The sequence below is a fragment of the Paenalicyclobacillus ferrooxydans genome (genome assembly GCF_001399675.1).
Taxonomy (GTDB): domain Bacteria; phylum Bacillota; class Bacilli; order Alicyclobacillales; family Alicyclobacillaceae; genus Alicyclobacillus_B; species Alicyclobacillus_B ferrooxydans.
This window is the reverse complement of the sequence record NZ_LJCO01000075.1, coordinates 1-24,020: the sequence shown is the minus strand read 5'-3', so window position 1 is coordinate 24,020 and position 24,020 is coordinate 1. Positions and strand designations below refer to the sequence as shown.

Here is a 24,020-nt window from a genome sequence, read left to right as displayed (position 1 = left end):
TGTTGCCCCCTTATGCGCAAGATGGAGCAGAAATGGCTGCTTCCAATCACAGTTGCTTATGCTCGGAAATTACATCTCGAATCACACGACGAGATTCTTTCACTCGCCCCGATGGGGCATCCGATGGGTTTGTGATCGTAATTAAGGCTTTCCACAATGCCCACCCACGAGCTCTCGCCCATGTTTTATCATCAAGCTGAAGATGAGATCGAAAAGTTTCTCGGCTTTGTCCGAAGAAAAACGTCCATGCAATCGTTAAATCACAAGCTGGATCTCCTACAGCCGAGCATCCAAAATCAATTACCGCACTTAACCGCCCATCTTTAACTAACAGGTTAGTTGGATACATGTCTCCGTGAACCCATACGGGGAATTCGCTCCACACTGCCTGAAGAGCTGAATCCCACACCGCAGTCGCCTCTGCTGTATCAATCATACCGTCCAGGTGTGTAATGGCATTTCGGGTTTCCCCATCGTAGGTGTTCAATGGACCGCCACGATAGAAATTATGGACACCGAACGAAGGAGCTCCATCAGTATCAATTTGTTGCAGAGCATTGAGGAACTGAGATAACTCAATAGCAAAATGGTTCAGGTCGCTGATGCGTTCGACAGTCGCATTTTCCCCATCAATCCAACTGTAAATTGACCAATGTAAGGGATACTCGTCAGACGGCGTACCCATAGCTAAAGGAGTAGGAATGGCTACAGGCAGTCGGGACGCAAGCCTAGGCAACCACTGTTGCTCCTTTTTCACCTGAGCCTCATAAGCCTCGTGACTAGGCAACCTAACCGTCATGTTGCCACCAAGTCGAAAGGTTCTGTTGTCCCAACCGCTGAGTTCTACAGGTTTAATTGGAAGATCCGCCCACTCAGGAAACTGCTGTGATATCAATCGACTCACTAACCAAACATCAATATCCACTTCATCACTCCTTTCCCGAGGTGGTCATAACTTCTAAATTCCATCGATTTACGTCGTATTCCTGCCCTTTAGCGATGCAGGACAACACCTCATCAACCTGCATGAATATGCAAAATAATAAAAATCCAGTCTAAATTCTCGACTATATTGGTGCGTTCAGTTGAACTATTTGACGTGCTCTTGACGGACCTCCATCTTATTCAAATCAATAACGAAACGTCCTGACACAAGGATGTCGGAGCCTAACAGTCCGTTAATACCAGGATGCGCGTCGAGATAGGCGAAATCCAAGTGTGCGTTTTCCATGTGATAAGAATCGAATTGAATGTGATCGATTCGCTTCCTTAACGCGGATTCCCGACCGCCTATGCCAGACATAAAGACGAATTCGTCCTCATTTCTTGATGAAACGTCCATCGAATGGACCGCAGACATGTCAATAATAGATTGGGCTGCACCAGTATCAAGCACCATATCTCGAATGGTTTCATTGACGCCCTCGTGGGTCAGTGTGAGTGAAACAAATAATAGCCCATCTCGGAGCTCAATATTCATTGATGAAAACCCCGTAAGTTGGGCTTTGATCGAATTGGCATCACGATTTGTGGTTTCGATGTATGACAAATAAATTTGTTATCTTTGCAATCACGAAGTTCGCGCGTAGCTTCTGTGCCATCAGCCAATGGGCGAATCACGGCAACCTCTTCAACATGCACCTTTCCATCTACTACGTATGATTTAATATCTTCCATGAGTATGAATTGATTTGGAAAAAGTTCACGAACCTCCGACCACAACATACTATCACCGTCCATTTTTCATTCCCTTTTATTGTACCATTTCGTCGGAAGTAATGGAGCGTCTTATGGCGCTAACCTGCCCGAGAGCGACGTAAAGCTTCGGACAGGGCAATGAATCTTTATACAGGAATGCTGCCCGATTGCGACATTTCGGTGTGTCAATAGAAATGCATATTCATACAGAAACCCCTACACAATCTCCTGCAGCTCGTGCCACCTATGGCAATAAGATAAATCATCTGTCTTCGCCATAATACCGTGCAACTTCATAAAACGCCTTTTTGGGTTCCCAACATGATGTGTCTGAATCAAGCCACGTACGCACAAGACTGTAACTGGCGGTATCCAAATCTTGTTCAGGAATAACACTAGAAGGATAACTGGGGCTAACGAATGTGAAAACAAAGGCACCTTCCACTCCTTCGTCTTCAAACAAGGCAAGCATATCTGTGAGATACTGCGCTTGGATGTCTTCATCCCTGATAACTGGTTTATTGAGACGCCAAGGTTGAGATTCTCGGTCTATGACAAGCCACCCCATACTACCTTGTGCATCAGCACCGACGTACGTGCAACATCCAAATTCGGTTACTACAATTGGCTTCCCATACTTCTTATATTTTCGGATTAGATCTCGAAAATGGCTAGAATTCTCGGCGTCACGACAAGCGTCGATACCAACAAAATCAAATGCGCTCCAGTCAATGTCCTCCCACAATCCTGCAGCATACGTTAAGGGACCTGAAAACCACTTTTTTACCTCCTGGGCTGTTCTTGTCAAAAAACTGTTTAGTCGTTCAACGGGCGATCCCACTGCAAAAAGTTCCTCAGTCCACCGTGATGGATCGGACAGTAGCGCCAAGCGTTCCAACCCGTTACTTCCTGGTATGAATCCAGCCATGAATATGCTAAGTTCACACCCAATAACCAAAACAAAGCGACTGGTATATCTTCCTCGTAGCTCTTCGCACATACGAGCCGTTTCAATAATCTGATTCAAGGTTGCTTCCTCACTGGCATCGTGAAAAGAAGGAGACAGCCAAACATCCAGCCCATAGCGTGCCGCTATATCAGCTGCCATTCTCAGCCTACCAAGGTCCTGTCCCGTGATCCGCACGGCATTGCAATTCAGCTCATTCGCAATGGTTTGCATCTCTCGATCAACTGTATCTGTGCTCAAACTTTCCCGTGTCATCCCGCCCTTTATGACGGGCATCCCAACGTCGTACGTTATTCCCCTAACTTCCAAAGTCATAACCCTTTCCCTTCATGGCTTCTTGCGTTTTCCTGCCCGCTAGGTCAAAAACGAATGAGCACCTTTAGCTGCATTTTCATACACACTAGTGAACAGTAGGAAAAAGATGGTCCTGTCGATTCATGAAGCGAATCGACCGCTCCGCCCCGTTCAGGGTAAGTAAGTGACAACCCGTGTTGCCAGTAGCGAATCTACACTCGCTCACCATCGGAAGCCTTAAAAATGAGGCGATTAAATGCGAAATGGTCCCTCCATGTGATATGACCGCAATTCTGTGGAAGCTAGAGGATTGACTGATAAGTTCAGAGAAACAGATCTCGACTCTGCCACGGAACTCAAGGGGGGATTCCCCCAATGGAACGGCTTCGTGTGGCTTCCTTCCTCCGACTGGTTCAGGATATAACCTCAAGGCTTCTTCTCGGTCCATTCCAGCCAATACTCCATTGTTCCACTCCATCAGACCATCATGGGTTTGAAGTGGAATACTCAACGTTGAAGAAAGAACGTCTGCGACTTGAATTGCGCGCCTTAACGGACTTGACCAAATAAACTCGGGTGGGTAGTTAGTCGTCACCCATTTTGCCAAAAGTTGAGCTTGCTCTAGCCCTTTAGCTGTCAGGTGAAAGTCAGCTCTGCCTTCATGAACATTACGTAAATCTGCCTCGCTTTCACCATGGCGAATTAAAAGTATTTCCATTCCGATGAAGCCTCCAAATACAAGAATCTTCTTAAGCTCTCCTGCCCTTTGATATGAACGACAGTTCGGAGTCACCACCAGGAACAAATATTCATCCAAAAATGGTCGCATGTAGCACTATTCAGTGTTCATCCCACACAAGAGTTACTACTGTCCGCCAGGTGTACTCGTCGTGTAATGTGGCATTGGAACCAAGACGGCGATATCTTTCGTAATCACGAATGGAAAGATAGGAATTTGGACAACAACTCTGCCCTGTACGCTGTCACCAATTTGAGTTGGAACATTCATGTGTGACACCTTGAAAATAGGACCTGTATCACCTTGGTTCACGTAAACCAGAACCCCCCCGTAAATCGGGTCTGGATCAATAGCCTGGAGATTTGGCACATAGTAATTACCAGTGCTTACCCTCTTGTCGTTTAGAAGTCCTTGCTCAAGAGCCAGTTTTAACGACTTTTGAGTCACAGCCACCACTTTGGTCGTCGTCGTGTATTCTCGTACATACCATGCAACACAAAGAACAACTATGATTGCAATCAGTATCCACACTCTCTTTTTCAAACCTCCACCCCCATACCATTATTATACAGTCATTCAACAGAGATGATATGTCGCACTCCTGCCCGATAGTCGAGGATGATCAAAACACCCATTATTGGATAATTAAGCACCCTCGCAACGGATTTAATGTAGCGGACCTTAACCCAGCACAAAATCCTGGTCTGTTATAATTGTTATAACTTAGTGTCAAGGAGGATACATTGATGGAAGTGCGCAAGGTGTTCAAAGCAGGAAACAGCTTTGCTGTGTCGATTCCAGCCGATTGGGTTCGTGAAATGCATCTGGAAGAGCAACCCGTTGAGGTCACCCGTAACGAACAAGGGGAAATCGTAGTGCGCCCAATTACGTCCCCGGTTTCTCACATCACACCAAAGTTCTATGAGGCGGTTGACCGATTTGTAACCGAATATGGAGATATTCTCAAAGGACTAGCGGATCGATGAGGTTTCTAACCGTCGAGGAAGTTCTCTACATCCATTTTCAAGTGATTGATCGCTTCGGGGGACTGCATGGTGTACGAGATAACGGTGGGCTTGAATCGGCTGTCGCACGCCCTCAAGCAACAGTGTTCGGAAACGATGCATACCCAACAGTAATTGAGAAAGCATCGTCCATGCTTCACTCGTTGATTCTCAACCACCCATTTCAAGACGGGAACAAGCGAACCGCGTTTGCTGCTATGGGTTTGTTTCTGCAGTTAAACGGTATCTCGATTACCGGTGTCCACCGAGAGATTGAGGATTTTGTCGTTCGCATCGCGGAGGAACATTTGTCTCTTGAGACCATCGCAGATTGGCTTCTGAGTCACACCAACGACAGCTACTTCAAAGAATAGAACAGAAATGTGATCGAAGCGAATGCAACGTCACGTCCTATGGTCACATTTTCTTGTTGTTTCACGATAAGGATATAGCGCTCCTTGCTAGATAATGTCCTTATTCGCAGCTAGAGTCGCTATGGAGCTCTTGCGCCCTGATGTGCAAGAAGACCCTATGGTAACGACGTGCATAACTACTCATATTTTGCCACGAGCAGGATGAGAAGGTGTCGGTGAACAGCTTCTCATCCCACAGACGTCTACTGAACAAAGTACCTCTCATACGCCTGTTGTCGTGATGCTCCACTAAGGGTTGCGTACAATTGCGTCGTCTCCGGCTTTTCATGACCTAATATAGACTGTACGGTCACAAGTGGCGCCCCCTGATTGATGAGCACGGTTGCCAGAGTGTGTCTCATCTTGTGCGGACTGACCCGCTCTCGCAAACCACACCGAACTGCAATCCGCTTGAAGATATACTGTATCTGATGAATTGACATTCTGTGTGGCCGACGGGCTGTGACAAACAGAGCTTGGTCATCATCTTGCCTCTCGTTCAGGTAGCGCTGCAGCCAAATCCGTGACCTCGCTCCAAAGTAGACCTCTCGCTCTTTGTTTCCCTTCCCCAGTACAGTTACGGCAGAACGTTGCCAGTCAATGTCACCACGACTCAGCCTTTGCATCTCCGCGACACGACACCCGCTCGCAAATGAAAATTCGACCAACGCATGTTCGAGTGAACTTCGGCAGGAATCGCGAAGTAATTCCAGTTCTTCAATCGTCAGGGCTTTTGGCACACGCTTACCACGTTTCGGTTCATTCACTTTCAGTGTGGGATTACGTAGTAGTAATTCCTCCTCCACAAGCCAGTTAAACAAGCTCTTGATGGCACGGATTTTGTGACCTAAGCTTGCCGGTTTGAGATCACTGTGGTGGCTCAGGTGGGTCCGTAGCAGTTGCAACGTCACTTCGGTAACGTCGAGGTCACCTATGTCCCGTATTAACAGTTTGTGCTGAAGTCGATAGGCATGAATGGTGTACGGCGAGAATCCCTCCTGTCCCTTCAGTTCCAGGAACATGTTTGATGCATCCGATAGTCGCATACTTTCAACCTCCTCAAGGTAATCCGACGTTTGAGACGTCTGTTATCAGAGTCGGCTGTTCAGTCTGCTCACATTCCCTGTTAATACAAGTCGATCTATAATGGGGACAACACTGCTTACGCTTCTGGAGGTTTGGTTCACGCTGAAAGTTTCCGTGAGTTTAGATGAGTCGTGCAATGCTTATGAAATGAATAGCGACGAAATTTCACATTATCTTGACGCGAACACTGGGGAAATTTTGATGCGAATCGACCCACTCCTGACTGGATGCAAGGACGAAGACTTAAAAGAAGAACTCGAAGATGAAGAACGATATCTGGAACTGCCCACCATCGCACCACGCGATGCCTATGGACTCATGGTCGAGTTCGTGGAAACTGTCACATCAACAGAATTGCAAGCTCGTCTGAATACAGCATTAAATGGGCGAAAACCCTTCCGCACATTTAAAGACGCTTTGTTCGACTTCCCGGAGGATCGTGAGAACTGGTTCAGATTTGAGCGCGAAGCACACCAACAGGAGATATCGAAGTGGCTGCATGACCAGCACATCACCCCGGAGCAACGCTGAGTGTCGGTTCGCAGACTTCAACTCGCTTTGTCGTTTGTGTTCGTCAAGCGAGACGTTGACCACTTTACCACGTGCTCAACTACTAGATTATCGAACTCGTGCCTCCACATAAACTTCTGACCATGCCAATTACATCTCATTGGTGGGCTTGGGCGTTCTTTAACACCATTTCGAACGGTTATCTTACAAGGGGTAGACAGACCCGTGTTACAATGAAAAAACCGACGAGAACGGAGGACAACCATATGCGATGGTCGGAAGTTCGACAATTGTTTCCAGACACATTCGTTCTGGTTGAAAATCAAAAATCCCAGGTTGTGAACGGAGAACTCCATGTTGAAGAGGTCGCTGTCATTCGACCGTTACACGACGGACAAGAAGCCATGGATGAACTTATGAACGCTCACGGAAAAATCTTTGTGTATCACACCAAACATGATGAGGTTGTGATGCTGATTCGCACAAAGCCTGCATATCGAGGCATCGTCCAATGATGAAGCTAGACTTTCGGCATGGGCTGCTTTTTGTTTCCGTCACATTGTCATTCAATGGGAAGTCTCATACAGTCGGCGATGTTATATTGAACACAGGTGCAGCCCATTCCCTTATTGACCGAACCGCTGGTGAACCATTGGACCTTGTTCCTGATAATGATGATATTATCGCTACGATGGCTGGACTCGGTGGGAACGATTAGGCAGTACGCAAGAAAATCGAACGCCTTGATTTCGCAGGTTGTACGATATCAATGCACTACCTTGATTTTGGGAATCTGGATGCACATCCTGGCGTTAACGGTCTCCTCGGTGCCGATATTTTGACCGCAGGCATATACGTCATTGACCTTGACCAGATGATTGTATATCCGAAGTCATAAGAGCACGCAAGATGGCGGGCACGCTGTCCCTACCATTCCCCGTGCTTCTACCAGTCTATTTCGTCTGATTTGGTGCGGCAATCGCACCCACGCCCCAATTCCGAACAGAAACAGGTTGTTTCATAGTGTCCGTTTACTCGACACTCCTGCCCAAGGGTTCAACAGCAGGTGTATGGCAACAGGGCGTATCTTTATGCAGACGTGACACAGTTCCCGTCTTGCCTATGAGCCTCCCCATATGCAAAGCGAGTCAATGCTTGCATCACATTGCTCCCATGCGTTTAAGGTATGTTATTGAGCGGTATTGTCGAGCTGCTACTACTACCTTGAAGAGTAATTCCAGGGCTTGTCATACTGTGAAATGCTCTGAGTCCAAGACCAACAGAATATAAATATGGTGATACCAACACCAAGACAATCAAACCAACACCAATCATTCCTTTGATTATAAATCCTTTACCATTCTCACCCTTTCTCAGTTCCCAAATAGCCTGCAGAACAAAATATAGTGCTATAAGCAATAGAATGAACGCTCCGAGCAGCATGGAGACTAAGGCTGTCACAGAACTCACCTCCTGTCATTATCCATATTACACCATATGCGATATCTGAATCTCAGTTTTTTGCAGCTACTCCCCAAAATGAAAGCCAATTTCTTACCGAACAAACCTGCCCGCTCCATAAATACATAGCATTCTATGTATATTCATTCAAACCGTGGCAACGTCTTTCCGTGACTCCCGCCTCATCTAGCAGAACATTCACCGAATTTACCCCATCGTTTTAGACTGTTTTCGTATCAAGTGTTGCTCATGACTACCCTATGTCCTTCTGACTACTATGACCGCCCCGACTACGAGTAGAAGAACAGAGATACCAGCTAAGGAAATAACGAAAACAGCATTTACTGCATACGGACGCAAGTGCTGATAAGCAGCAATAAACCAGAATACGTCGCCAATTACCATGAGAATCATAGCAGCAATATGTCTGGGGCTTTTGAAGATACCACGATGCAGTGATGATACTCCTATGCGTAGAAACCATAGATCAAAACAGAGAATGACCAGCAGCATAACAGGGATTAACAATACATCAGCCTCCAAAAATTTTGGCACGTCAAACTAAGAAAAAAAAACGAAAAGTCCCTGTTGAATTAACCTGGTCGCAAGAAACGATATTCGAATGGTGATATATACCTATTCAGATCCAGTTCTTGCAGGAATGACATGAACAGACCCGAACAAAAGAAGAGGGTTGGTTCATCACCCGTTCATTTCAATCATGGCACCGTTTTCGTCGAATACAGCGTTTGGACTGAATGCTACTTCCCATGCGTTGTTCTCAGGGTCAAGGAAGCAGCCACTTCTTCCACCCCAAAACCTATCGCTTGCGGTACGATTGATTCGCGCCCCTGCGGCTTCCGCCTCTGATAGCACCAGCCAAGTAGCACAGATAATTATGACGTCGATATCGGAATGGCATCATTTATCTCTTTGAATATTTGCTTTAAAAGCGGGATATTAGGTGGATTTTTTTGTGTCTCATAGGTGCGCAAAAGCGTACTTTCAGTAACTAACCATTTCGCAAGCTTCTGTTGATCGGTCGCGGAATATGCGCCTTCCAAAGCACCAATGGCAGACTGCTCTGCATCTAAGATATTTACGGAATATTGGTATGGAATCCCCATATTCGTAAGTGTAGGAAGTCCTGCGCTTAAAGCACCCGTAGATTGAGAAAGAAGTGCGATTTGACCAACACGTGTCTGTTCCGGAGTCTTCAATTTGAAACCTCCCGTAGCGGTGACAAGAGGTCCAGCGAAATCAACCATAACCCCATTTAACGTGTTTCTGTTGTTTTCCTGCGTATGGTAATTGCAACAAATTAATAATTACTGAACAAATTAACAGACCACCTATGACGTAAAACAATGATTTATTCAGATTGCAGTCACCTCCGTTGCTTGCATTAACATTTTACCGCATTTTGGAATATTGTCTTACGGTGTGCTGCCCGTTAGTTCAACATCTCGCGCCAATCGCGCGTTCCCCTGCTCACCGGCAAAACATCATGGTCCCCCACTAAGGGAATAGACAATAAATTTACCATCCGGTTTTTTGAGAAAAAGTAGCGTTGACACGACTTGATGCTGTTTTTGAAACGGAAGAGAACGAGACGTGTCGTACACCGGAAGACCAATCACCTTGTCCCCCGTCGGAAGAAAGGTTTGCCCCTGCCCATACAATTGGTTCAATTGCGCGAAGGTCATCTCCTTGCTCGGACCTACATAGTCCCGATTGTGGTACCAGACGCGGTCGTATCCATAGCGCATCCAGTGAATGCGATGAAGCAACGTTCCGCCGTTCGGTGCAAACAGCGAGGTATTTCTGCCTACAACTCCGAAAATGATAGCGAGTCCAAAAACGCCCACCATAACCCACCCTCGTCCGCGCACAACCATCCACCTCCCGCCAATTATCTAAATGTTACCACTCTTTCAGCGTTACCGGTTGTGTACATACCGGACTACTTTGTACGGTCTCTCGCCAGGTTTAGTAACATTGGTGAGCGTGATCGTTTCCACGCCGTATGGCGGGTTGAATGAGCCGCTGCTTGTGTTAACCCGGACCGTAATTTCAAATCGGTACGACCCTACATTCAGCCGTGTGATATCGAGAATATACATCTGCCAATATGCGATACGCCTCGGCACACCGTAATACTGATTCACCGCCTGCTGAACGGTGGATCCGATATCCTGTTTGATGAAGTCCTCAAGCAGAATTTGTGGCGAGCCTGCCGGACGATATATACGACCATTGTTCGTGACACCTTCCAAATCCAACTGCCATGCGGGATTGGCGGAGAATGTAGTGTATCCCTGCATCATGAACAGTTGCCAAGGAGAGTTTTGAGTCTGTCTCACGACAAAACACCGCTGTATCTTTTTGCCCACCATCGATCCGGCAAGCTCTTTGTCTTTGACCTCGTAATTCAAAACTGCGATATACACTTTGAGTTGGTAAAAACGGCTCAAATCCATGGGGATTCCGCCCCATGTGGAGGTAACGTCTTTGTACTGGAGCAATGTTACATGTGTGTAGTTTTGCAGGTGTTTTAGTGAGAGCGGCGACTTTTCATCCTTCGCCCGATCCGGTGTCCACAGTGCAGCCGCTTCATCATATTTACGCTCGTTGATGAGATGTACCCAATGAGGGACTAAGGATGCTGCGGATTTGTCCTCCTGAACCAGAAAGTTTGGCGGCACCATGGGGATACGAACGGTTGCTTTCGCGGAAACGGTCGTGGGGATGCCGAGTGGAATCGTCGAGAGGAAGACTGCCGATAAAAGAACGAGCACGCGCAAAGGAATACCCCCTTAGAACGGTTTCCCCTAGTGTTTCCCTTTCTAAAGAATGCGTGCTGTACACAACTGAGATTCTACGCCTGATGTTTGGGGCTTAAGAGGTACAACCTAACATAGCTTTGTAATTTGAAACAGGGACTCCACTGGTTTTTGGCCACATTGTGCGATGAGCCATTCCAAGAGGTTGCCGACCTTCAACAATAAAGATACCTTACTATTGGAATAAATAACGCGTGTATCATGGGGGAGGTGCAGGGTAAGAATACCAATACACTTACCTGAGCCAAGAATAACACTATCTCAGAAAGGCATGTTGAAATGCAACTCCTGATTTGTTCGGTATTCGCATGGCTGTCGATCATATTGTTTGCTTTGATGCCCAAGAGGTTGCACTTATTAGATTTTATTTTTGTGTATTCCGTGATTTTGGTCATGTCCACGATTGTATTCACTGTCTTTGACATTAATATTCACGTTGTGACTATACCCAGGACTGCCAAGATTTCGTTGGCAACCATCATAACTCGAGTGATCACTATACCACTCGTTCTTATGATGGCTGTCAATTTCCTTCAACCTTCCGGAGCCAGGAAACCCCGCTGGTTATTGACGATTTTGATCTGGCTTGGGATCACTGTTTTTGATTGGGCTCTTGATTTCCTTAAAATCATCACCTATCAAAAGCCGTTCATGTGGCATGTGCAAAGCACACTGGTCACATATTTCGGATTTATCGCGATTGCATGGGGATGTACGTGGTTCTACACAAGGTTGGACAAGAAGAACGTGGGGGCAGTATGACGAACATTATAACGTATGACAATCAATTCAACGCAAACGAGTGGTTTGTGATCGTTGCGCTTTTTCTAGGACTTTTCGTTACCTTTAAACTCCCGTCTCGCTTTTCAAGAAAACTGTCAGCCCTATATTTTTTGTGTGGGATTAGTTTCGGTGCTTTCTTTGACCTTACACTAGGTACGATACCCCGAAGTTTTTACGACATAGGCGATTCATCTACTTATCAGTTTGTTGATTTTCTTTCCCTTTTAATGTACGGACCATTCAGCTACTTGTTCTTTTACTTATACGACTTCCTGAAGTTAAACCTTAAATTGAGCCCATTATATATTCTGAGCTGGACATTGTTGTCACTCGGTACAGAATGGCTCGGAGTACAGCTCGGTGTATTTCACTATCATTACGGTTACGGGTTGCAGATTTCTTTTGTAATTTACCTTATCGTTCATTCCCTTTGGGTGCTGTTTTTTTATCTCATGAAACTTGCTGATACAACTGGGTAGCAAGTTCTCTGGACATACAGTCAGCGTCTCCTCCAGCATCGAGCATGAAGTGCACATGCTCCATGCGCTCTGTGTCATTTTCCTGCAGGAATGCGACAGAGGCACTGTCCATCAGCCAACGCATCATAATGCAAGCAGACACCCAGGCTTGCTGTGCTACAGAATGACTTTGAAATTCAGGAACAAATCAAATCAGAACGAAGCTGCCCCATCACCACTTGATCCGTTGGCAGGTCGTTAACGAGAACAGCTTCTCTCAATGTCCCTCGCTAGACTCCCCTCCAATTCTCCATGCTCGTGGCGGGTGAAGTAGTGACACTCAGCACATGACAGGGACAGAGAATTCAGCGAAGATAAAGCAAAGGCCCCCGAGGATTACGGTATCCCCTGGGGCTATAAACACTCATCAAATAGCAAACGCGACGTTCGACCGGCCAGATACGTTCGGGATTTTCACGCCGCAGAATCGGTCTTGAAACAGCCGGAAGTAGGCCATCTCCTCACGGGTGGCGAGAGGTGGGGTCAGCACGTTGCGCTCCGCTGCAAATTCGTCTGCTGGTACGGTGTCGCCCATTTTCTCACGCAACACAGACTGCATTCCGCTGCCTTCGTTAAACTGCTCCTTCTCTCGCCATAATACCGAATTGGGGAGGTAGCCCTTAAACGCAAGCCGCAGTATCCACTTTTCCGTCTGCCCGGGTCCATGCAACTTCCATTCGACCGGTAGGGAAAGAGCTAGGGAGATGAAATCGAGATCGAGAAATGGTACACGTGCTTCCAAGCCATGTGCCATCGTTGTTCGATCGCACCGCTGTAGGTTCAGGTGATGCAAATCGCCCACCGACCTGACCAACTCTTGATGAAGTTCTGCCTGCGACTCAATCGACTTATGGTATTTATATCCTGCGAATAACTCATCTGACCCTTCCCCGGTCAACACCACCTTTACATGCGCCGCCGTCAGTTCGGCCAGCATATAGTTGGCAACTGCACTCTGCACGAGGCTCGGGTCAAACGACTCCATCATCTCAATCACGTCGGGTACAATCTCAAGAGCCTCCTTGGGTGTGTACATGCGTTCATGATGACAAGTTCCCAAAAACTCGGCCACTTTCCGCGCGGCGACCAGGTCTGAACTGTCTTCCAATCCCACCGCAAACGAGTGGATTTGTCGTCCTTCTCTCTTAGCGATTCTGCTAGCTAACGAAGCAACTAGGCTGCTATCGAGTCCACCTGAAAGGAACACGCCGACCGGCACATCCGCCATCATTCGACGTTCTACTGCACGCGTAAGGGTTTCGCGGATACGCGAGAGAACCGCTTCGCTAGGTGTCTCTGATGAACATGCTAGCGAAGGTGTCGACTTCGGCGCGGGCACCTTCGCATAGGCTACTAGTCCTTCGTCTGACGTCCAGTAATGACCCGGCGGAAACTCCTCGACAAAGGGACGCCACGCTTCGTCAAAGCACTTAATTTCAGACGCGAACAGGACCGTCTGCCCTTGCCGGGCCCAATAGAGCGGCTTGATGCCAATCGCGTCGCGGCCGGCAATCAACTTCCCTTCCGAATCAGCCACTACAAACGTAAACATACCTTTCATCCTGACGATGGCGGACGGTCCTGCTTCCTCAATCAAGTGAAGAATAACTTCGTTGTCGGATTGCGTTCGGAACGTGTGAGAAGACAGGGTTTTTCGCAAATCAAGGTGATTGTATATCTCCCCGTTCGCCACAATCCATCGAGTCTGATCTTCATTTGCAAGCGGCTGATGACCGCCGTCCACGTCGACAATCGATAAACGGCGATGCCCTAGCCATGTCTGACCTGCCTGACGGAGACCAACGTCATCTGGTCCGCGGTGGGCCAGTCTATCCATCATGCGCTTACACATCAACTCATATTTCGGTTCCATTTGCTTGTGTTCTGTTTGTTGCCACTCGGCTACTGCGGCATTCGCACAGACAGCAACGATTCCACACATAGATTCAATCGACTCCTCTAGGGTTGAATTGGTATCCCCTGTAACTAGGGTATCATCACTAGCGTGTGAACCGAATTTGCGTAAAGACGTGTATGGCAACGCAAGACGGTGTGAGTCGGCGTGGATGAGAGCCTTCCGGCGGCTTCGTGGAATCGCGCCCCGATGGTCACGTATGCTCGAAATCTGGGCGAGAGAAAATCTCAGGCGTGAACGCTATCCTACGACAGCACAACATCAATAGAGAAAAACAGAATCTATGTCAGCATATGTACTTCTTCTTAACGCTCTGATTCACCTGTGTTCATGAACACATCGACTGAATACAAAAACATGCGAGGTATCTCAACTTGAGCAAACAAGACATGCCTAAGCGGATATGGTCCTGCGCAGGGCAACTGGTAGACGAAAAAGGTTACGTTAGCCCAGTTGATCTCCTGGTTAAAATGGAGCGGATCACGAAGAAGCAAGTGGAAGACTGGCGTTTCAAGCGAATTCCGTATCTGGAGCAAGTGACCGACAGAAATTTGACTAAGATGAAGGAGGCACCACAACAACTCAGTTCCCCGATTATTCAAGTATCACTCATCAACATGTAGAACAAATTTGTGAAATATCGCTTCGTCTGGTGGGCTGATGTTCTGTGGTAGATCACCTAAATCAAAATAGTTAATATCTAAGCTCTCGCTTCCGACCGCCTGAAAAACGCCAGTAACATCCGAAGTTGCATATACGGCTGTCGCGTCATAAACTTGATGTCCATTTGGATACTCATAGAATGTATCCTTGCCTGATAAGAGCCCCAAGAGCGTCAGTTTACCCACTGACAGCCCCGTTTCTTCAAAAGCTTCACGACGAGCAGTATCCTCAAAGCTTTCCCCAATTTCCATAACCCCTCCTGGAAAGCCCCAGCATCCATTGTCGCTTCTTCGGTGTAATAGCACCCTTCGTTTATCATCGTAAATGATGACTACTGAGCCTGGTACAATTAAGGGTCTTGACCCGACGGCTTTTCTAAGGTCCATGATGTAATCAGCCATACATTCCTCCGACACAACAACGTATTGTCTATCTGCCTGTGCATCAATGAAGATATTGCACAGTTCTGCATAATAGTGACACTTCGGCGTTACTGCACTTGAAGCTCACCCAGATGACAACATATCGAGCACCAACTGCACGCGATTTCGAGACGTACCTGAAACAGCCCAAACTTGCTCTTGGGACTTACAATACCCCGTTACCATACCGTCCGTGATGACCCAAATTGTCGAATGATCGTTTTTTCTGGTAACCTCCATGGTCGTCCCGGCGGAGCTCACAATGCAATGGCCTAGCTCAGGCATTATCGGCATGGGTAACCACCAAACCTCCATCTTGCCACTGTCGTCATTTATCCATCGCCAACCATGTTTGTTTTGGTGGACTGTCCCGAGTTCATGGGCACTCAAATTCAAATCCAACTCAGAGTGCTCTCTTAGTTGGGCACCAAACACATCTCCAAACACCAATGTTCTATCGATGCATATAACCTTTATGGTTAAGTTATCAGCAGTCAACGTGTTGGAGATTCTCATGGGAGGCATGCCCACGATGTCTTTCATAGCAAACTGATCCGTTTCAGAAGCTAGCCCCCATAGCACGCGGTCCTCATTAGTGCACTTCCCATCAATTTTAGGAAGTCGGTAGACTCCACCAAAGTTGACCAGTTGTGTACCATATCGGATTGGCTCCCCTTGCCCTAATAACCACCTGTCATAAGCTGCAGCTCCGAGCCACCTCTCCCGTTCAGTGCCCAGTTCAACAGCCTTTTTGGCAAATTCATAAGCCGTCCACCAATCTTTCAATGTTTCCCCGTGCTGAAATATCAGAGCGGCCATGCTGTAATCGGCAGCTTCAGAGAGTCCACCCTCATGAAAGATCTCCAAAACGCGAATCCGACGGTCTCTATCTCGTTTAATACGCCAAGACGCTTGGCTTTTTAAATCCACCTGATCTTGCTCGCATAGGATGGCCAATTCTTCATTCACGTCACGACTCTCCTTTGTCAGCTCTGCACAATACCCCCAATTACATGCTGGTTACCGTCCCGTAAAAATGCAATGACCTTCTCCTCCAGTTCTCCCGAAATTGGAAATGTATCCGAGTCCGTGGAGGCAGGAGCATGAGGGCAGATAGCTCCCTTGAAATCCTTATCGATGCTGCTCATATCGCTGTTGCTTTAGTAGTACCTGCAGTTGGGCAAGCTCCTCTTCCCGCAAGGGTGCATCTGACCAGCTGTGCAGCGTCTCCATGAGTTGCTTTTTTGAGCTAGAGCCCGGAATGGCTACGGCCACGGCAGGGTGGTCGAGGCTATAGCGCAGCGCAAGCTGAGTGAGTTTGTCTGCACCGCCGGCTAATTCCGTCAATTGAACTCGCAATCCCGGCAATTCGTTGGCATTGTAGTCGAGAAACCCCGTTCCGTCCGTGCGACCTTGCGCAGTAAGCCATCCCCTCGCCAGGGGTCCCCGCGCAATGACAGAAATGCTGGCATCGTGAACGAGATCGAGAACCTCTTCTTCAGGTCTCCTGTCCAGTAACCCGTATTGACTCATCAGCGTTGCAATTCTGGATTTCCTGGCGTATTCGCGAACGACATTCGGACGAATGGAAGAAATCCCATAGGCTCGAATATACCCCTTTTCTTGCAAAAGTTCGAAAGCCTCAATGATATCGTCTATCGGATCCTCGAGCGTCCCTCCATGCAACTGATAAAGGTCGATATAATCGGTCTGCAACCGGCGTAGACTGTCTTCCGCTGCACGCAGAATGTATTCCCTGGATGGTCCCCATGACCAACCGGGTTTGCCTGGCTCAAAGCGGTTGCCTACTTTTGTAGCGACCACGGCTTTACTGCGCCGGCCTTTCAATGCATTGCCAAGCCACAATTCGTTCGTTCCCTGTCCGTACAAGTCAGCGGTATCAAAAAAATTGACACCGGCATCCAGGGCCAGTTGAACCAGTTCCCTCGCTGTCCGCTCATCTGGAAAAGACATGCAACCGAGTCCTACCGGAAAAACCTGCAGTGTTGTCCTTCCTAACTGTCGTGGCTCCATCATCTTCCCTCCATTCGCCTTGGTCACTTCTGCACTTGGTACTTACGCAGTATCTACTTCAAAGTTTATCGTATGTTCTACGAGGTTCTGGTGCAATCCATCACCTTACTGTTCTTTAGGTGGCCCCGATGGCGATAGGCCCCTTGGGTCCCTGGAAAATCCACATTGTTGTCGTCCGTAGCAGCGTCAATCGTGGTTGGCAAGGACAATATTGACGTAGAACCAGACCTTACCAATGCGAGAGAACTGTCATCTTATATGAAGTTAATCAGCTAAACTGCGCAAGAGCTCCACAAGCCACTGACATGTGTTTGTGCATATTCACTCACGCCCGTGTCGGCGCCTCCATGCCCACCAGTAAAATAGGAGCGCCAATACGCTATAAACAGCGATAATAACTTCGACCCTGTTCAAGGTGTAGCCTCTCGGATTCACAATCGCGTTGAGTATTGTTCCAACACATAACGCACCGAGGACCTGCTGAACAACTCCACGGAACGTTTTGCGGCGCCAATCCCAAATGAGTTGACCAATGACCAAAATGGGAAACACGACATCTCCGACATGCGCGCTCATGTGGTCCCCCTCATAATAATATTTTGGCAGAATATGTACCTCACACCCTCTGTATTCTCTTAACAGTTGATCCGCTGTACAACAATTCTGGCGCACGCATCGCCCAATCGATGGCTTCCTCGCGAGACTTTACATCTATGAACCCATATCCAGCAATCAATTCGTGGACTTCAGTAAATAATCCGTCTGTAACGACCTGAAAACACCCACGAATTCCCGCTCTTTTTCTGTTCCAAATATTTTAATTTATTTTATACTATAACTGCAGTTAGCTGTTCTTCTCGTCTTCGTTAACGCAAGAGGAGTGTCGTATGAGTCACTGAAACTTTATCCCACGTGGCACCCCAATTTTTCTTCAATAAACGTGTTTCATAAATCTGCGCACGTTCAATCGTCTCTTCAAAGTATGGAGTTGGTCTAACGTGAAAGTTAAATAGGTCCTCAACTCCGTGTGGGGCAATTAAGACTAGTTCATCGTCATCGTTCAGTTTCACACCAAGCGATGTAACAGTCTCTGGGAATTTGGAAATGGCATCAACAGCGGATGAATATGGGGGGATGTCGTTAACTAAATGCATCCTTGCCTCGTTTTTTACCGACCAAGGAACAACAGGGACAATGTTTCTCAGTTTCGCTTCGTATTGCTTCTCTTCGCTTTCATTTACACTTTCAGGATTGAAATAAATGACATCAACGTCTGGAACCTCAGTTCGAGAAGTAAAGCCTTGGAGTGTGTCCCAAACTTTCGACCTAACAAAGCCGGCACAAATCCACCAATCTGGTAATCCCAAAGTTTTAGCCGCCCTGATGACAGTCATCACCAGCTGGTCATCTTTAATTAAGTGCAATACGTCCTTCTCAGTTGAAATCAGCACTTGCATACCCCCTTCACACGAACATTTGTTCTGATTGTAACAGAGTGAAGGATGCATGTCTGTTCTTGGGTTAAAACTGCCCTGATGTGCGACAAGACTCTTGTGGAAAGGAGTAATGAGATATGGGTCATCTCCAGATCAGAGAAGAAAGTGCGGAGAACCTTTGCCACTTTCGTCGACTGTCCGACTCCTTCTCAGACATTCGCACCCGATAGCGACAGAAGCGGAGAATGACATGAAAGGAACCACCCCTACCTTCACTAGACAGATTGCAGGCAGTTCTTTTCTTGCCTCACTGTTATAGGGGAATCCGGCGCGCCAACGTCAATCACCGTTATTTGGCTATTAGTGTTGTTGAAACCTCGGGACCGCCCTTCATTAGAAGTTCAAATACCACTTGCATTTTTGTTCCACTCGACGGTAGGTTATTGGGAATTCCAAATTGCCCACTAAATTTACCATCGCTACCCACTTGGAATTTTTTGATTTGGATAATCTTTGAGGGTCTAACGTTTCCAGATAACAATTGGACTTGGAGTGTTTGATGTCCAAAGCCCTTGGCGACTGTACCTGAGACCATGATTTTGGAACCTGCCTGCACCGTTTGATTTGGAATCGGCGAAACCAGATGAATGATTTGAGTGTTGCCTATAATCGCACCTGGTTGATTAGCAGGTGACGAATCTGATATGTTGGTCGCTGCTTGAGGGCCTGTTGATGTATTCGTTGCGGCATTTGTCGTGGTATTGGCTGTAATCCCTGTCGAAGTATTTATTGCTGTTTGGTTAGTCACGTTCGTTGGTGTCATTCCACCGGTTGTATCGTTGGCATTACCACATCCTGTAAGAACTCCCGCAATATATAGTGCCACGCCCGCTGTTACCCATTTTTTATAACCTTTCATTTCGAAAATGCCTCCTCATGATGGTCACGAAACGTAGACGGAATGAGACAACTTCTCGTTACACTTAACCCCTTGGAATGTTTCTTTCAACTGAGGAGGGGGGCGAACCGCAAGTGCGTTAATCTGCGCCGTTAACTGAGCAAGGATGGTCAATCTTCCTCGTCTCAATCACTAATTCACTGACAGTCAGTGTTTAGAATGGCTCAGAGTTAAAAATGCTTGTCTTGTAACTTTTTGTTGACTTAAACTTACGCTATTATGAAAAACAAGGCTTTCTGCCACTAATCGAGTACCGTTGATTTGCGACTTAAAATCATGAGGGATCACAAGGACAAGGTATTAGATGAGATTTCTTTGATGACAGACTCTTTAAAGAGGATCGACGAAAACAATAGCGCGCTACACAAATCATCCAAAGGAAAGGAACAATAATTAACATGAAAAAAGCACTAGTAACTGAGGCAAACAAGGGAATCGGGTTTGAAATCGCTCGAAATCTCGGAAAGCGTGGCTATGACATTCTCGTTGGAGCGCGTGATGAAGCTCGTGGGCAGAAAGCAGTCGAAAAACTTGCCGCAGAAGGCATATCAGCGACGTTCATCAAGATTGATTTGAATAATTTCGATAGCTTGCACACAGCGGGTAAAATGATCGATTCGCTCGATATGTTGGTCAATAATGCTGGAATTCCTGATAGTCCCAAGCCTGGGCGCGCGGCGCTTGACCTCACAAAACACACATTTGACTATACAACTGACGATTTGCGCACGACGATGGAGACGAATTTTCTCGGCACACACGAACTCATAAAAAATTTGCTGTCAGTTTTGACAGACAACGCGAAAATCATTAACATCACAGTTCCGATTTCGCCGACCGACTTTTGGCACCCACTCGCCTACATCACGAGCAAAGCAGCACTCAACGTGATGACCCTGACGTACGCTTACGAGTTTGAAAAAATGGGCAGCCACCGCCAGATTTTCGGCATCATGCCTGGCGCTGTCGCAACCGACTTGAACGGCATGGAGGCTGGTGCGCACGGCGGCTTCGTCAAATCTCCCGAATCCGCTGGCCAGATGAGTACTGACATTATCCTATCTGACAAGAATCAAAATGGCCAAATTATTCAATACAATGGAAAGATTGTCACAGATTATGAGGTTCAGCTGAGAAACTAGAAACATCAAGCTCTGTCAGTGATACGACTTCGACGAGTAACTTTAGCCACTTAGCGAGAATCTCAAGGCGTGGTAAGGGTATTCGGATACCATCAGGTACTTTAACTTGCTGTGGTAGAGGAGTCGAAGTTGCTCTTGGCGGCCTCATACCCATAGTGATGAATGATCTCGTCAACTTGGTCGAACGACGTGAACTTCGGATCGATGGATTCTGGAATTTGATAATCTGCCCGATTATGCGGAGGCATATTGCTAGACTCTGCATGTTAATGCCCCCAGGGAGAAGAACATCCGCTTCTCCCAATATGGGCCTTCCGATCAAAACTCTATTTTCCTTTTTATCCATGTTCTCAATGATAGATAAAGTTAGCGCATTTCTGGTTTCTGGTATATTCAACGTTATCGTAGCGACTTTACCGTTTTTTTCGAAATTGATGCCATCAATATTCATGCTTAGCCACCTCGACGTAACCAGCCATAAACAGTCGAGAATATCCCCTACAGACTTGGTACGAACGTAGTGGGAACTGAGTTCGTGCTCTTCAGTATTTAAATTGGTAACAAATCAATGTATTGAAAACGATTCTCCCGTAAAATCTGATCTCCCTTTTCAAATAGGATTGACTTTGAAAAAATCGGACCATCGTAACAAAAGGTGTGAAACTCCCCCTTTTCAGCACACCAATCAACTCCATTTGGCAGGTCGTCAAGGAACACTTGGTTAAACTCCCTGCCACAAAAAGACGCGTCTAGTTGCGTGGTATCCACACAAACCACGATAGCTTTAAATCCCAATTGAATAAATTGCTTAGCGAACTCCTGTGTCGGAATGCCCCACACCGGAAATAGAGAGTGCAGTCCAATCATGTCATTCATCGTCTCACGATACGCACGAACGTCTTCCAAATACAGATCTCCAAAGGCGATATGGTTTAAGCCGTTCGCTTTATAATTCTCTAGTGCTTTCTTCATTTTTCGTTGATAACCATCTCCACCGTCCTCGGGGGTTAACCAAATAACGTCCAATGGCAAACCAATTGATTCGGCCTGCTGTTGGAATAGTTCTGTCCGAACTCCGTGCATGGAAGACCGATTGTACGTGGAGTTTGCAGTTGTCAGAAGCCGTTTCACCTCCCAATCAGGGTTCTTGAGGAGTTTAAAGAGAGCTAACGAGCTATCTTTTCCTCCGCTATATGACATGACAATCGGCTGTTTCATCTCATTGCCTCCCTGTCATCCAGAATCACTTGGTCTATCGCTCAACACCAGGATATTTCTCACCAAGAGACTGTATTTCGAATCCGTATCTACGATAGAATGCAATCGCATCATGATCCGTCTCAGCCGTTATGCCCTCATCTACGATAAGACTGTTGGCGGAAAGACGTGCATGATCGTTCATATTTTACCACGAGAGCGATGAGGAGTTGTTGATAAACACCGCCTCATCCCACCGATGTCTACTGGAGGTGGCGTTGTAGTCAAATACATGACCTTGCTCCTAAGTAGACCTCTCGCTCTTTGTTTCCCTTCCCCAGTACCGTGACGGCAGAACGCTGCCTGTTTCAATACAATTTCGATAATGTCCTGACATGCTTAGAGTAGGCACAGGGTGCCTGTTCGAAAATCTCAAAACGAGGGAGTGTTTTCGTATGACCATGAGGAAGGCTAAGCTGGCGATTGTCTGTACCGGCGTAACAGGATTGGTGGCGGGGGGAATCTTGATGGGTGTAATCCCGGCATTTGCTAGTACCAGTAGTCCAAGTTCCACGCAGTCAGTGGCAACACCATCGACAAACCATACGAAGTACCATCCAAACTGGTTACAACGTGTATTACTGAAAAATGCAGACCAAGTCGCTAGTGATTTACACATCAAGAAGGCACAATTGGTTCAAGATCTGTCGTCAGGAAAATCTCTGGACGATGTGGCGATGAGTTCAGACGTTCAACAATCATCGTTGCAAAACGATATACAGACGATGATTCAGAGTGACTTACAAGGACTTGTAACCAACGGTCACATGACGGCTACTCGTGAAGCAAAATTGGTTAAAAATCTAGATGCTCGGTTGCCTAAGTTTATGGAAAACAAACATCTTATTCAGAAGCCGATGAAGTTCAAAGCCACCATGAACGTCCTACATTACGTGGCCACTCAACTTCATATGACCCGGACAGAGCTGGTCACCCAATTAAAGAGCGGCAAGTCCATCACTCAAATTGCAACTGCACAGGGTGTTTCACCAAGTACCTTACAATCTACCGTTACTCAAAAACTTGACACACAGGTAAACACGAAGGTCCAAAACCTATTTAACAAAACAAATTGGTTCCAGAATAACGGTTCGGTTTCGATCACTACATCCAAATAGTTTTCCAAGTAGGAGCATAGTAAATAACCTCTGTCGCTGCCCGAGCAAGTTGGATAGTAAAGAGTCATTATTGTATTCGGCAACTGCAAACAGAAGAAAACGCGGGGGTCGGATTCGGACATTCCCGCGTTTTCATTATATTTATACACTCTGAGTTGGGATCTGGTGTAGTTATCGCCCCCGTCGCCTCACAGAGGGTTCTGCTGCCCTGAATCAGCATCCTCTTTTCAGTAAGGGCTGACTATGCACACTTCAGTTCCTCAAATACCATGAAGTGATGGGAGGCGGGGCGTGCTCGTGAAAGATAATGTTGCATCTCTCGAAGAACTTCCTTAGTGGGACAACCTTCAAAGTCCCGAATAACTCATCTCAAAAAACTATCAAATACTTCATTCCACAAGAACCAACCGCTCAACACTTTCTCCGGTTGTCCTCCTGTTTAAGCCAGTTGCGCAGTCCCTTGCCTGCATACGGTTCATCAGCATATCTCGGAACAACGTGGAAATGGGCATGAGGAATTGTCTGATTTGATACTAATCCGACATTCCAACCTAAGGTGTAGCCATCAGGGCTAAAACATTCATCTATATAGGCTTTCGCCGAATGTAGCAGCTCATAAATGCCAATCCACTCACTAGCGTTGCATTAATGTTATTCATAATGTTCATATGATTCGGTGTTTTAACTCTGTGAACAAATAAAAAGTTCCTTATCATGGAGAACAGGTAGTACTGTCCAAATCCACGAAAAGGAACAACC

General features: G+C 46.8%; 32 protein-coding genes and 2 pseudogenes. 10 read left to right on the top strand and 24 right to left on the bottom strand.

Annotated elements, in window-relative coordinates; genetic code table 11:
* Nucleotides 1–46: 46 nt before the first annotated feature.
* The 6 genes from AN477_RS17075 to AN477_RS17050 all read right to left on the bottom strand — a co-directional run bounded on the left by AN477_RS17075 (nt 47) and on the right by AN477_RS17050 (nt 4,241).
* On the bottom strand, nt 47–925 hold the full coding sequence (locus AN477_RS17075; RefSeq protein WP_054970387.1) for an aminoglycoside phosphotransferase family protein: 879 nt from the start codon (nt 923–925) through the stop codon (nt 47–49).
* A 165-nt stretch (nt 926–1,090) separates the two neighbouring features.
* Nucleotides 1,091–1,480, bottom strand: a complete 390-nt coding sequence (locus tag AN477_RS17070) for a retropepsin-like aspartic protease (RefSeq protein ID WP_054970386.1) — start codon at nt 1,478–1,480, stop codon at nt 1,091–1,093.
* Entirely contained in the window at nt 1,477–1,740 is a 264-nt protein-coding gene (locus AN477_RS17065; RefSeq protein WP_245631869.1) for a hypothetical protein, read from the bottom strand. Before AN477_RS17065 ends, AN477_RS17070 begins: the two co-directional genes overlap by 4 nt.
* Nucleotides 1,741–1,960: 220 nt before the next feature.
* Nucleotides 1,961–2,905: a glycoside hydrolase family 113 protein gene (locus tag AN477_RS17060; RefSeq protein WP_157062031.1), complete on the bottom strand. Its 945-nt coding sequence runs from the start codon at nt 2,903–2,905 to the stop codon at nt 1,961–1,963.
* Nucleotides 2,906–3,065: 160 nt separating this feature from the next.
* Entirely contained in the window at nt 3,066–3,677 is a 612-nt protein-coding gene (locus AN477_RS17055) for a histidine phosphatase family protein (RefSeq protein WP_054970384.1), read from the bottom strand.
* Between the two features lie 147 nt (nt 3,678–3,824).
* Nucleotides 3,825–4,241 carry a hypothetical protein gene (locus AN477_RS17050; RefSeq protein WP_054970383.1) on the bottom strand — a complete coding sequence of 139 codons (417 nt, stop codon included), beginning with the start codon at nt 4,239–4,241 and terminating at the stop codon, nt 3,825–3,827.
* Nucleotides 4,242–4,444: 203 nt separating this feature from the next.
* Here AN477_RS17050 and AN477_RS17045 point away from each other — a divergent pair, with 203 nt between their 5' ends.
* Nucleotides 4,445–4,684, top strand: coding sequence for an AbrB/MazE/SpoVT family DNA-binding domain-containing protein (locus tag AN477_RS17045; protein ID WP_054970382.1), 240 nt, complete (start codon nt 4,445–4,447; stop codon nt 4,682–4,684).
* Nucleotides 4,681–5,076, top strand: a complete 396-nt coding sequence (locus AN477_RS17040) for a type II toxin-antitoxin system death-on-curing family toxin (protein WP_054970381.1) — start codon at nt 4,681–4,683, stop codon at nt 5,074–5,076. Before AN477_RS17045 ends, AN477_RS17040 begins: the two co-directional genes overlap by 4 nt.
* A gap of 242 nt (nt 5,077–5,318) precedes the next feature.
* On the opposite strand, the gene AN477_RS17035 is transcribed toward AN477_RS17040, so the two are convergent.
* On the bottom strand, nt 5,319–6,161 hold the full coding sequence (locus tag AN477_RS17035) for a tyrosine-type recombinase/integrase (protein ID WP_054970380.1): 843 nt from the start codon (nt 6,159–6,161) through the stop codon (nt 5,319–5,321).
* A 100-nt stretch (nt 6,162–6,261) separates the two neighbouring features.
* On the opposite strand from AN477_RS17035, the gene AN477_RS17030 reads away from it, so the two are divergent.
* The 4 genes from AN477_RS17030 to AN477_RS25715 all read left to right on the top strand — a co-directional run bounded on the left by AN477_RS17030 (nt 6,262) and on the right by AN477_RS25715 (nt 7,609).
* Entirely contained in the window at nt 6,262–6,732 is a 471-nt protein-coding gene (locus AN477_RS17030; protein WP_054970379.1) for a UPF0158 family protein, read from the top strand.
* Nucleotides 6,733–6,977: 245 nt separating this feature from the next.
* Complete coding sequence (locus AN477_RS17025; RefSeq protein ID WP_054970378.1) at nt 6,978–7,226, top strand: hypothetical protein; 249 nt, start codon at nt 6,978–6,980, stop codon at nt 7,224–7,226.
* Complete coding sequence (locus AN477_RS17020; RefSeq protein WP_054970377.1) at nt 7,223–7,429, top strand: hypothetical protein; 207 nt, start codon at nt 7,223–7,225, stop codon at nt 7,427–7,429. The genes AN477_RS17025 and AN477_RS17020 overlap by 4 nt, the downstream gene beginning before the upstream one ends.
* A 51-nt stretch (nt 7,430–7,480) precedes the next feature.
* Nucleotides 7,481–7,609, top strand: coding sequence for a hypothetical protein (locus tag AN477_RS25715; protein ID WP_281176371.1), 129 nt, complete (start codon nt 7,481–7,483; stop codon nt 7,607–7,609).
* Nucleotides 7,610–7,890: 281 nt separating this feature from the next.
* Here AN477_RS25715 and AN477_RS17015 read toward each other — a convergent pair whose 3' ends face one another.
* From AN477_RS17015 to AN477_RS16995, 4 genes are all read right to left on the bottom strand, one after another.
* Nucleotides 7,891–8,172 carry a hypothetical protein gene (locus AN477_RS17015; RefSeq protein ID WP_054970376.1) on the bottom strand — a complete coding sequence of 94 codons (282 nt, stop codon included), beginning with the start codon at nt 8,170–8,172 and terminating at the stop codon, nt 7,891–7,893.
* Nucleotides 8,173–9,068: 896 nt separating this feature from the next.
* The gene (locus AN477_RS17005; RefSeq protein WP_054970374.1) at nt 9,069–9,392 is read right to left on the bottom strand and encodes a hypothetical protein; all 324 of its coding nucleotides are present in this window, start codon (nt 9,390–9,392) and stop codon (nt 9,069–9,071) included.
* A 285-nt stretch (nt 9,393–9,677) separates the two neighbouring features.
* Nucleotides 9,678–10,064 carry a hypothetical protein gene (locus tag AN477_RS17000; RefSeq protein ID WP_054970373.1) on the bottom strand — a complete coding sequence of 129 codons (387 nt, stop codon included), beginning with the start codon at nt 10,062–10,064 and terminating at the stop codon, nt 9,678–9,680.
* Between the two features lie 48 nt (nt 10,065–10,112).
* A complete protein-coding gene (locus tag AN477_RS16995; RefSeq protein ID WP_245631872.1) occupies nt 10,113–10,970 on the bottom strand; it encodes a DUF3888 domain-containing protein in 858 nt (285 codons plus the stop codon).
* A 393-nt stretch (nt 10,971–11,363) separates the two neighbouring features.
* On the opposite strand from AN477_RS16995, the gene AN477_RS25095 reads away from it, so the two are divergent.
* Nucleotides 11,364–11,777, top strand: a complete 414-nt coding sequence (locus tag AN477_RS25095) for a hypothetical protein (RefSeq protein WP_169787918.1) — start codon at nt 11,364–11,366, stop codon at nt 11,775–11,777.
* Between the two features lie 471 nt (nt 11,778–12,248).
* On the opposite strand, the gene AN477_RS25290 is transcribed toward AN477_RS25095, so the two are convergent.
* Nucleotides 12,249–12,404, bottom strand: coding sequence for a hypothetical protein (locus tag AN477_RS25290; RefSeq protein ID WP_211266027.1), 156 nt, complete (start codon nt 12,402–12,404; stop codon nt 12,249–12,251).
* Nucleotides 12,405–12,683: 279 nt separating this feature from the next.
* Complete coding sequence (asnB, locus tag AN477_RS16980) at nt 12,684–14,258, bottom strand: asparagine synthase B (RefSeq protein ID WP_083486388.1); 1,575 nt, start codon at nt 14,256–14,258, stop codon at nt 12,684–12,686.
* Nucleotides 14,259–14,605: 347 nt separating this feature from the next.
* Between asnB and AN477_RS16975 the strand changes: the two genes are divergently transcribed.
* The gene (locus AN477_RS16975; protein WP_054970369.1) at nt 14,606–14,854 is read left to right on the top strand and encodes a hypothetical protein; all 249 of its coding nucleotides are present in this window, start codon (nt 14,606–14,608) and stop codon (nt 14,852–14,854) included.
* Here AN477_RS16975 and AN477_RS16970 read toward each other — a convergent pair.
* From AN477_RS16970 to AN477_RS16945, 7 genes are all read right to left on the bottom strand, one after another.
* Nucleotides 14,837–15,295 carry an NUDIX hydrolase gene (locus AN477_RS16970; RefSeq protein WP_054970368.1) on the bottom strand — a complete coding sequence of 153 codons (459 nt, stop codon included), beginning with the start codon at nt 15,293–15,295 and terminating at the stop codon, nt 14,837–14,839. The genes AN477_RS16975 and AN477_RS16970 overlap by 18 nt on opposite strands.
* 105 nt (nt 15,296–15,400) lie before the next feature.
* Complete coding sequence (locus tag AN477_RS16965) at nt 15,401–16,285, bottom strand: hypothetical protein (RefSeq protein WP_054970367.1); 885 nt, start codon at nt 16,283–16,285, stop codon at nt 15,401–15,403.
* A 162-nt stretch (nt 16,286–16,447) separates the two neighbouring features.
* Nucleotides 16,448–17,350, bottom strand: coding sequence for an aldo/keto reductase (locus AN477_RS16960; protein ID WP_054970366.1), 903 nt, complete (start codon nt 17,348–17,350; stop codon nt 16,448–16,450).
* Between the two features lie 321 nt (nt 17,351–17,671).
* Nucleotides 17,672–17,926, bottom strand: a complete 255-nt coding sequence (locus AN477_RS16955) for a hypothetical protein (RefSeq protein ID WP_054970365.1) — start codon at nt 17,924–17,926, stop codon at nt 17,672–17,674.
* Nucleotides 17,927–17,966: 40 nt separating this feature from the next.
* Nucleotides 17,967–18,140: a YciI family protein gene (locus AN477_RS25925; RefSeq protein WP_425388198.1), complete on the bottom strand. Its 174-nt coding sequence runs from the start codon at nt 18,138–18,140 to the stop codon at nt 17,967–17,969.
* 76 nt (nt 18,141–18,216) lie between these two features.
* Nucleotides 18,217–18,801 (bottom strand): nucleotidyltransferase family protein, encoded by a 585-nt coding sequence (locus tag AN477_RS16950; RefSeq protein WP_054970364.1) that lies wholly within the window; start codon nt 18,799–18,801, stop codon nt 18,217–18,219.
* A gap of 334 nt (nt 18,802–19,135) precedes the next feature.
* Entirely contained in the window at nt 19,136–19,705 is a 570-nt protein-coding gene (locus tag AN477_RS16945) for a hypothetical protein (RefSeq protein ID WP_054970363.1), read from the bottom strand.
* Between the two features lie 437 nt (nt 19,706–20,142).
* Between AN477_RS16945 and AN477_RS16940 the strand changes: the two genes are divergently transcribed.
* Entirely contained in the window at nt 20,143–20,886 is a 744-nt protein-coding gene (locus tag AN477_RS16940) for an SDR family NAD(P)-dependent oxidoreductase (RefSeq protein ID WP_054970362.1), read from the top strand.
* A gap of 101 nt (nt 20,887–20,987) precedes the next feature.
* Here the strand turns inward: AN477_RS16940 and AN477_RS24650 are convergent, their stop codons facing one another.
* From AN477_RS24650 to AN477_RS25520, 3 genes and pseudogenes are all read right to left on the bottom strand, one after another.
* The gene (locus AN477_RS24650) at nt 20,988–21,134 is read right to left on the bottom strand and encodes a hypothetical protein (protein ID WP_157062028.1); all 147 of its coding nucleotides are present in this window, start codon (nt 21,132–21,134) and stop codon (nt 20,988–20,990) included.
* A gap of 301 nt (nt 21,135–21,435) precedes the next feature.
* Nucleotides 21,436–22,104, bottom strand: a complete 669-nt coding sequence (locus tag AN477_RS16930; RefSeq protein ID WP_054970360.1) for a Dph6-related ATP pyrophosphatase — start codon at nt 22,102–22,104, stop codon at nt 21,436–21,438.
* Between the two features lie 34 nt (nt 22,105–22,138).
* Nucleotides 22,139–22,237, bottom strand: a pseudogene (locus AN477_RS25520) (GNAT family N-acetyltransferase); the annotation flags it as partial.
* A gap of 301 nt (nt 22,238–22,538) precedes the next feature.
* Here AN477_RS25520 and AN477_RS16925 point away from each other — a divergent pair.
* Nucleotides 22,539–23,261: a hypothetical protein gene (locus AN477_RS16925; protein WP_054970359.1), complete on the top strand. Its 723-nt coding sequence runs from the start codon at nt 22,539–22,541 to the stop codon at nt 23,259–23,261.
* Between the two features lie 411 nt (nt 23,262–23,672).
* On the opposite strand, the pseudogene AN477_RS23870 reads toward AN477_RS16925, so the two are convergent.
* Nucleotides 23,673–23,894, bottom strand: a pseudogene (locus tag AN477_RS23870) (HIT family protein); the annotation flags it as partial.
* Nucleotides 23,895–24,020 lie beyond the last annotated feature (126 nt).

Bases quoted from the DNA above. Each gene is read 5' to 3' on its own strand.
- AN477_RS17070 (WP_054970386.1), bottom strand. From the start codon at position 1,480: ATGAATATTGAGCTCCGAGATGGGCTATTATTTGTTTCACTCACACTG.
- AN477_RS17065 (WP_245631869.1), bottom strand. From the start codon at position 1,740: ATGGACGGTGATAGTATGTTGTGGTCGGAGGTTCGTGAACTTTTTCCA.
- AN477_RS17055 (WP_054970384.1), bottom strand. From the start codon at position 3,677: ATGGAAATACTTTTAATTCGCCATGGTGAAAGCGAGGCAGATTTACGT.
- AN477_RS17045 (WP_054970382.1), top strand. From the start codon at position 4,445: ATGGAAGTGCGCAAGGTGTTCAAAGCAGGAAACAGCTTTGCTGTGTCG.
- AN477_RS17040 (WP_054970381.1), top strand. From the start codon at position 4,681: ATGAGGTTTCTAACCGTCGAGGAAGTTCTCTACATCCATTTTCAAGTG.
- AN477_RS17035 (WP_054970380.1), bottom strand. From the start codon at position 6,161: ATGCGACTATCGGATGCATCAAACATGTTCCTGGAACTGAAGGGACAG.
- AN477_RS17030 (WP_054970379.1), top strand. From the start codon at position 6,262: ATGGGGACAACACTGCTTACGCTTCTGGAGGTTTGGTTCACGCTGAAA.
- AN477_RS17025 (WP_054970378.1), top strand. From the start codon at position 6,978: ATGCGATGGTCGGAAGTTCGACAATTGTTTCCAGACACATTCGTTCTG.
- AN477_RS17020 (WP_054970377.1), top strand. From the start codon at position 7,223: ATGATGAAGCTAGACTTTCGGCATGGGCTGCTTTTTGTTTCCGTCACA.
- AN477_RS25715 (WP_281176371.1), top strand. From the start codon at position 7,481: ATGCACTACCTTGATTTTGGGAATCTGGATGCACATCCTGGCGTTAAC.
- AN477_RS25290 (WP_211266027.1), bottom strand. From the start codon at position 12,404: ATGATGCGTTGGCTGATGGACAGTGCCTCTGTCGCATTCCTGCAGGAA.
- asnB (WP_083486388.1), bottom strand. From the start codon at position 14,258: ATGTGTGGAATCGTTGCTGTCTGTGCGAATGCCGCAGTAGCCGAGTGG.
- AN477_RS16970 (WP_054970368.1), bottom strand. From the start codon at position 15,295: ATGGCTGATTACATCATGGACCTTAGAAAAGCCGTCGGGTCAAGACCC.
- AN477_RS16960 (WP_054970366.1), bottom strand. From the start codon at position 17,350: ATGGAGCCACGACAGTTAGGAAGGACAACACTGCAGGTTTTTCCGGTA.
- AN477_RS16955 (WP_054970365.1), bottom strand. From the start codon at position 17,926: ATGAGCGCGCATGTCGGAGATGTCGTGTTTCCCATTTTGGTCATTGGT.
- AN477_RS16945 (WP_054970363.1), bottom strand. From the start codon at position 19,705: ATGAAAGGTTATAAAAAATGGGTAACAGCGGGCGTGGCACTATATATT.
- AN477_RS16940 (WP_054970362.1), top strand. From the start codon at position 20,143: ATGAAAAAAGCACTAGTAACTGAGGCAAACAAGGGAATCGGGTTTGAA.
- AN477_RS24650 (WP_157062028.1), bottom strand. From the start codon at position 21,134: ATGCCTCCGCATAATCGGGCAGATTATCAAATTCCAGAATCCATCGAT.
- AN477_RS16930 (WP_054970360.1), bottom strand. From the start codon at position 22,104: ATGAAACAGCCGATTGTCATGTCATATAGCGGAGGAAAAGATAGCTCG.
- AN477_RS16925 (WP_054970359.1), top strand. From the start codon at position 22,539: ATGACCATGAGGAAGGCTAAGCTGGCGATTGTCTGTACCGGCGTAACA.